The 6,804-nt window shown below is 68.2% G+C and carries 6 protein-coding genes; 3 read left to right on the forward strand and 3 right to left on the reverse strand.

The genetic code is table 11. From position 1 onward, the window contains the following. The 3 genes from AACZ35_RS11025 to AACZ35_RS11035 form a co-directional block, all read left to right on the forward strand. A partial coding sequence (locus AACZ35_RS11025; RefSeq protein ID WP_339829190.1) for a UTP--glucose-1-phosphate uridylyltransferase occupies positions 1-734 on the forward strand: 734 nt, incomplete at its 5' end. Between the two features lie 18 nt (positions 735-752). Then, positions 753-2,036 (forward strand): FAD-binding oxidoreductase, encoded by a 1,284-nt coding sequence (locus AACZ35_RS11030; protein ID WP_339829192.1) that lies wholly within the window; start codon positions 753-755, stop codon positions 2,034-2,036. Further along, entirely contained in the window at positions 2,033-2,386 is a 354-nt protein-coding gene (locus AACZ35_RS11035; protein WP_343230736.1) for a tRNA-binding protein, read from the forward strand. The genes AACZ35_RS11030 and AACZ35_RS11035 overlap by 4 nt, the downstream gene beginning before the upstream one ends. 159 nt (positions 2,387-2,545) lie before the next feature. Here AACZ35_RS11035 and AACZ35_RS11040 read toward each other — a convergent pair whose 3' ends face one another. Genes AACZ35_RS11040 through AACZ35_RS11050 form a run of 3 tightly spaced genes read right to left on the reverse strand, consistent with a single transcriptional unit; the run spans position 2,546 to position 6,796 of the window. Then, positions 2,546-3,742, reverse strand: a complete 1,197-nt coding sequence (locus AACZ35_RS11040; RefSeq protein ID WP_339829194.1) for an acetyl-CoA C-acyltransferase — start codon at positions 3,740-3,742, stop codon at positions 2,546-2,548. 20 nt (positions 3,743-3,762) lie between these two features. Beyond that, positions 3,763-6,132 (reverse strand): 3-hydroxyacyl-CoA dehydrogenase/enoyl-CoA hydratase family protein, encoded by a 2,370-nt coding sequence (locus AACZ35_RS11045; RefSeq protein WP_339829196.1) that lies wholly within the window; start codon positions 6,130-6,132, stop codon positions 3,763-3,765. A 43-nt stretch (positions 6,133-6,175) separates the two neighbouring features. Next, on the reverse strand, positions 6,176-6,796 hold the full coding sequence (locus tag AACZ35_RS11050; protein WP_339829201.1) for a TetR family transcriptional regulator: 621 nt from the start codon (positions 6,794-6,796) through the stop codon (positions 6,176-6,178). Positions 6,797-6,804: the final 8 nt, after the last annotated feature.

A 6,804-nucleotide genomic window follows, 5' to 3' on the forward strand; every position in this document is an offset into this window, starting at 1 on the left:
CCGGCTGCGACACCCTGGTGTTCGTGACCAACCGCTACAAACACGCGGTGGCCGATTATTTCGACAAGGCCTACGAGCTTGAGCACAAGCTCGAGAAGAAGGGCAAGTCCGAGCTGCTGTCGCTTATCCGCGACGTGCTGCCGCGCCACGTGCGCGCCGTTTTCGTTACCCAGGCCGAAGCTTTGGGCCTGGGCCACGCGGTGCTGTGCGCCGAGCCGGTGATCGGCAACGAGCCCTTCGCCGTGCTGCTGCCCGACGACCTGATCTGGAACAAGGGCCCCGGCGCGCTCAAGCAGATGGCCGACCTGGCGCAGGCCGAGGACGCCAGTGTGATCGCGGTGCAGGACGTGCCGCGGGAACAGACCGGCAGCTACGGCATCGTCGCCACCCGCGACTTTTCCGGGCGTTTCGGCGAGATCGAAGCCCTGGTCGAAAAGCCGCACCCCGAGGACGCGCCCAGCACGCTGGCCGTGGTCGGGCGCTACGTGCTCGACGGCAGCATCTTCGACCTGCTGCGCAAGACCGCGCCCGGCGCCGGCGGCGAAATCCAGCTCACCGACGCCATTGCCGCGCTGATGGCCAACAAGCGCGCGCTGGCCTATCGCTTCCAGGGCCGTCGCTTCGACTGCGGCAGCCGCATCGGCCTGGTCGAGGCCACGATCGAGTTCGCGCTCGACCACGAGGACCTGGCCGAGCCGGCGCGCGAGTACATGCGCGCCGCGCTGGCGCGCTGATACCCGGCCGCGCGCCGCATGCACGCCGACAGTTTCTATCGCGCCCGTTCGCCGGCGCCGCCGGCCCGTGCCCCGCTGGCCGGCCGGCATGAGGTCCATACCTGCGTTGTCGGCGGCGGTTTCGCCGGCCTGAACACGGCGCTGGGCCTGGCCGAACGTGGCAACCAGGACGTGCTGCTTCTCGAGGCCCGCGAAATCGGCCACGGCGCATCGGGCCGCAACGGCGGCTTCGTCTTCGGCGGTTTTTCCCGCGGCGAAGCCGAGCTGCTGGCCGAACTGGGCCCGCAGCGGGCGCAGGCGCTGTACCAGGGCACCGTGGATGCGGTCGAGCTGATCCGCCGGCGCATCCGCGAACACGACATCCGCTGCGACGCCACCGACGCCGGCGTGATCTGGGCGAACTGGTTCCGCGACCCGGCGGTGATGCGTGCGCGCCAACGCCTTCTGGCGGAGCGTTTCGGCGTGCAATGGCAGTGGCTCGATCGCCGGGAAATGGCCCACCGCATCGCCAGCGAGCGCTACACCGAGGGGCTTTACGAAGCCAACGCCCTGCATTTCGACCCGCTGGCCTATGCCCGCGGGCTCGCCGACGCGGCCTCGCGCCAGGGCGTGCGACTGCACGAAGCCAGCCCGGCGCTGGCGCTCGACCGCGACGGCGGCGGCTGGCGCGTGCGCACGCCCGAAGGCGAAGTGCACGCCCGCCACGTGGTGCTGGCCTGCGGCGGCTACCTGGCCGGCCTGCGCCGCGACGTGGACGCCGGCGTCATGCCCATCGCCACCTACGTCATGGTCACCGAGCCGCTGGGCCCGCGCATGGACGAGGTGCTGCGCACGCGCGCAGCGATCTACGACAGCCGCTTCGCCTTCGATTATTACCGGCCGCTGCCCGACACCCGGCTGCTGTGGGGCGGGCGAATCTCGGTCCTGGACCGCTCGCCCGAGGCCGTGCGCCGCCTGCTGCGTCGCGACCTGCTGCGGGTGTTCCCGCAGCTGCACGACCTGCGCATCGAACGTGCCTGGTCGGGCCTGATGAGCTACGCCCGGCACCAGATGCCGCAGGTGGGCAAGGTGGAAGAGGGGCTCTGGCTGGCCCAGGCCTTCGGCGGCCACGGCGTGGCGCCCACGACCTTCGCCGGCGAACTGCTGGCCGCGGCGATCGCGCACGGCGATCCGCGCTGGCGCGAGATGGCCGACTACGGCCTGGTGTCGGCGCTCAAACCCGCCGGTTTCGCCGGCGCGCAGCTAAGCTATTGGTGGTACCAGGCCCGTGATGCCTGGAAGGACTGGCGGGAAAGACGATGAGCGAGCATGAAAACGGAATGGCCCTGATCAGCTGGGCCGACTTCGAGAAGGTGATGCTGTGCGCCGGCACGGTGCAGCGGGTCGAGGATTTCCCCGAGGCGCGCAAGCCGGCCTGGAAACTCTGGGTGGACTTCGGCCCGCACGGCGTGCGCAAGACCAGTGCGCAGGTCAAGACCCTCTACAGCGCCGACGACCTGGTCGGCCGGCAGATCGTCGGCGTCATCAACTTCCCGCCCAAGCAGGTCGGCCCGGTGCGCTCCGAATTCCTGCTCACCGGCTTCCCCACCGAAGAGGGCGTGGTCATCACCACCCTGGAACGCCCGGTCCCGAATGGAACGCGGATGGCCTGAGAGGGGTTTTTGCCGCGGATTTACGCGGATGAACGCGGATAGAGCAAAGGCAAATCAGAAACACTGAAATGCTTTTGCCTTATCCGCGTTCATCCGCGTAAATCCGCGGCAAAAAAAAGACCCCCAGTCTCCCGGGGGTCCTTCAATCAGCGCGACGAATCAGAGGGCTTCGAAGATGCCCGCGGCGCCCATGCCGGTGCCGATGCACATCGTCACCATGCCGTACTTCTGCTGGCGGCGGCGCAGGCCGTGCACGATGGTCGCGGTGCGGATCGCACCGGTGGCGCCCAGCGGGTGGCCCAGGGCGATGGCGCCGCCCAGCGGATTCACCTTGGCCGGGTCGAGTTCGCAGGTGCGAATGACGGCCAGCGCCTGCGCGGCGAAGGCTTCGTTGAGCTCGATCCAGTCCAGCTGGTTCTGGTTCAGGCCCGCCTGCTTGAGCGCCTTGGGGATCGCCGCGATCGGACCGATGCCCATCACTTCCGGACGCACGCCCGCGACCGAGAAACTGACGAAACGCGCCAGCGGGGTCAGGCCGTACTGCTTGATCGCCGATTCCGAGGCCAGCATCACCGCGCCGGCGCCGTCGGACATCTGCGAGCTGTTGCCCGCCGTCACCGAGCCGCCGTTGCGGAACACCGCGCGCAGCTTGGCCAGGCCTTCGGCGCTGGTGTCCGGGCGCGGGCCTTCGTCGTGTTCGACCACCAGTTCGCGCTGCTGGATCTTTTCGCCGCCCAGCACCGGCTGGCGCGAAATCACGCCATAGGGCGAGATTTCTTCCTTGAATTCACCGGCGGCCTGAGCGGCCAGTGCCTTCTGGTGCGAGGCCAGGGCGAACGCGTCCTGGTCTTCGCGGCTTACCTTCCATTCCTCGGCGACCTTTTCGGCGGTGATGCCCATGCCGTAGGCGATCGCCACGTTGTCGTCCTGGAAGACCTTCGGGCTCATGGCCACCTTGTTGCCCATCATCGGCACCATGGACATGGACTCGGTGCCGCCGGCCAGCACCAGGTCGGCGTTGCCCAGGCGGATCTGGTCGGCCGCCAGCGCCACGGCCTGCAGGCCCGAGGAGCAGAAGCGGTTGATGGTCTGCGCGGCCACCACGTCGGGCAGGCCGGCCAGCAGCACGCCGATGCGCGCCACGTTCATGCCTTGCTCGCCCTCGGGCATGGCGCAGCCGATGATGGCGTCGTCGATGCGGCTGGTGTCGATGCCCGGGCACTGCTCGACCACGGCCTTGAGCACGTGGGCCAGCATTTCATCGGGGCGGGTGTTGCGGAAGACGCCGCGCGGGGCCTTGCCCACCGGGGTACGGGTGGTGGCGACGATGTAGGCGTCCTGGATTTGCTTGGTCATTTGATAGTCCTCGTCGTCGCTCAGTTGCGCAGCGGCTTGCCGGTCTTGAGCATGTGGGCGATGCGTTCCTGGGTCTTGGGCATCTGGGCCAGCGCGACAAAATGCTCGCGCTCGAGCCGCAGCAGCCAGTCCTCGTCCACCAGGGCGCCGCGATCCACGTCGCCGCCGCACATCACCGTCGCGATGCGCTTGCTGACCTCGTAGTCGTGTTCGGAAATGAAGCGGCCTTCGATCATGTTCTCCAGCATCATCCGGAAGGTGGCGATGCCGACGTCGCCGGCCACCGCGATCGCGCGGGCGGGCAGGGGCGGGCGGTAACCCGACTCGGCCAGCGCCAGGGCCTGGGCCTTGGCCACGTGCAGCAGTTCGTAGGCGTTGAACACCACCGGGTCGGCTTCGCGGGCGAGCTTGAGTTCCTTGGCCTCGAAGGCCGAGGTCGAAACCTTGCCCATCGCCACGGCCTCGAAGTAAGGCTTGAGTTCGGCGAACACGTCGCCACCCGGGCCCGCCGCCTGCGCGGCGCGCACGGCGATTTCCTTCAGGCCACCGCCGGCCGGCAGCAGGCCGACGCCGGCCTCGACCAGGCCGACGTAACTTTCCAGCGCGAACACGCTGCGCGCCGCATGCATCTGGAACTCGCAGCCGCCGCCCAGGGCCAGGCCGCGCACGGCCGCGACCACCGGCACCAGCGAATACTTGATGCGCTGGCTGGTGGCCTGGAAGGTGGCGACCATGGCCTCGAACTCATCGAGCTTGCCGGCCTGCAGCGAGCCCAGGGCTCCCGCCAGGTCGGCGCCGGCCGAGAACGGTTCGCTGGGCTGCCAGATCACCAGGCCGCGGAAACCCTTCTCGGCGCGGTCCACGGCTTCCTGGATGCCGGCCAGCACGCCGTCGCTGACGGTGTGCATCTTGGTCTTGAAGCCCAACACGGCGATGCCGTCGCCGTCGTGCCACATGCGCACCGCGTCGGTTTCGAACACGGTGTCGCCCGGGCTGGCGCGTTCGCCCAGCACCGGGTCGGGGAATCGCTGGCGGTTGTACACGGCCAGGTTCGAACGCGGCAGCTTCTCGCCCTTGGCCGGGCTGAAGCTGCCCTCGGCGGCATGAACGCCGTCGCGGCCGTCGAACACCCAGTCGGGCAGGGGCGCGCTGGACATGGCCTTGCCGGCCACGATGTCCTCGGCGATCCACTCGGCCACCTGCTTCCAGCCGGCGGCCTGCCAGGTTTCGAACGGGCCCAGCTTCCAGCCGTAGCCCCAGCGGATGGCCAGGTCGACGTCACGGGCGGTGTCGGCGATCGACGACAGGTGGTAGGCGCTGTAATGGAACAGGTCGCGGAACATCGCCCACAGGAACTTCGCCTGCGGGTGTTCGCTGGCGCGCAGCTGGGCGAACTTCTCGGCCGGGTTCCTGTTCTTCAGGATGGCCACGACTTCCGGGTCGGCGGCGCCGGTGGCGGGGCGGTAGTCCTGGGCCTTGAGGTCCAGCACCTGGATTTCCTTGCCCTTCTTCATGAAGATGCCGGCGCCGGTCTTCTGGCCCAGCGCGCCCTTCTCGATGAGCGCCTTGAGCCAGTCCGGGGCCTTGAAGTATTTGTGCCAGGGATCGTCGGGCAGGGTGTCGGCCATGGTCTTGATGACGTGGGCCATGGTGTCGAGGCCGACGACGTCGGAGGTGCGGTAGGTCGCCGACTTCGGGCGCCCCAGCAGCGGGCCGGTCAGGGCATCGACCTCGTCGAACCCGAGCTTGCACTCGGCGGTGTGGTGCAGGGTGGCCAGGATCGAGAACACGCCGATGCGGTTGCCGATGAAGTTCGGGGTGTCCTTGGCGTAAACCACGCCCTTGCCCAGGGTCGTGACCAGGAAAGTTTCAAGCCCTTCAAGGACTTCCCGGTCAGTCTTCGCACAGGGGATGAGCTCGGCCAGGTGCATGTAGCGCGGCGGGTTGAAGAAATGCACGCCGCAGAACCGCGAGTGAAGTGATTCCGGAAGAACCTCCGCCAAGCCATTGATTGACAAGCCGGAAGTGTTCGAGGCCAGGATGGCGTGCGGGGCCACGTGGTTCTCGATCTTGTCGTACAGGTCCTTCTTCCAGTCCATGCGCTCGGCGATGGCCTCGATGATCAGGTCGCAGTCGCCGAGCAGGTGCAGGTGCTGGTCGTAGTTGGCGGCGGTGATGGCCGCGACCTTGGACTTGCTGGCCAGCGGCGAGGGCGAAAGCTTGCCCAGGTTGGCGATGGCCTTGTCGACGATGCCGTTGGGCTTGCCTTCCTTGGCCGGAAGGTCGAACAGGACGGTTTCGACGTCGGCGTTGGCGAGGTGGGCGGCGATCTGCGCGCCCATCACGCCGGCGCCAAGCACGGCGACCTTGCGAATGAGAAGTTGAGGCATGGGAACAGCTCCGTGGGAGGAGGGGAAAGGGGTTTGGTCCGGCTCAGCCGGCGCGCAGGCCGGCGGCGGCGAAGCGGATCAGGGCCTGGGCGGCCTTTTCGCAGTGGGCCTTTTCGGAGACGCCCGCCGGGCGCTTGATCAGGCCGAAGTCGGCCATGGCGTAGGTAAGCGCGCCGGCGGTGAAATCGAGCCGCCAGTACAGGTCTTCCTTGGCCAGGTCGGGCAGGGCCTGGCCCAGGGCCTTGGCGAATTCGCGCAGCACGTGGCCGTAGTTGTCGGACAGGAACTTGCGCAGGCGGTCGTTCTTTTCGGCGAAGGCCCGGGCCAGGACCCGGACGAAGGCCGAGCCGCCGTGGCGGTCGATGGTCAGGGCCAGGGGCGGTTCGATGAAGGCCGACAGGATGGCCTCCAGGTCACCCGGCTGCTTGTCCTGGGCCTGCCGCAGCAGGGCCAGGCGGCGTTCGCTCATCTCGTCCATGCGGCGCCGGAAGACCTCGTTGACCAGGTTTTCCTTGCTGCCGAAGTGGTAGTTGACCGCCGCGATGTTGACGTCGGCCCGGCTGGTGACCTGGCGCAGCGAGGTGCCGGCGAAACCGTGCTGGGCGAACAGTTCTTCGGCGGCGCCGAGGATGCGTTCCTTGGTGTTGAAATGGCTCGTGCTCATGGCTTGCC

The organism is uncultured Arenimonas sp. (genome assembly GCF_963976025.1).
GTDB lineage: Bacteria > Pseudomonadota > Gammaproteobacteria > Xanthomonadales > Xanthomonadaceae > Arenimonas.

What these genes read in the sequence shown, in the direction of transcription:
- AACZ35_RS11030 (WP_339829192.1), top strand. Translation starts at nt 753, where the DNA reads ATGCACGCCGACAGTTTCTATCGCGCCCGTTCGCCGGCGCCGCCGGCC.
- AACZ35_RS11035 (WP_343230736.1), top strand. Translation starts at nt 2,033, where the DNA reads ATGAGCGAGCATGAAAACGGAATGGCCCTGATCAGCTGGGCCGACTTC.
- AACZ35_RS11050 (WP_339829201.1), bottom strand. Translation starts at nt 6,796, where the DNA reads ATGAGCACGAGCCATTTCAACACCAAGGAACGCATCCTCGGCGCCGCC.
- AACZ35_RS11045 (WP_339829196.1), bottom strand. Translation starts at nt 6,132, where the DNA reads ATGCCTCAACTTCTCATTCGCAAGGTCGCCGTGCTTGGCGCCGGCGTG.
- AACZ35_RS11040 (WP_339829194.1), bottom strand. Translation starts at nt 3,742, where the DNA reads ATGACCAAGCAAATCCAGGACGCCTACATCGTCGCCACCACCCGTACC.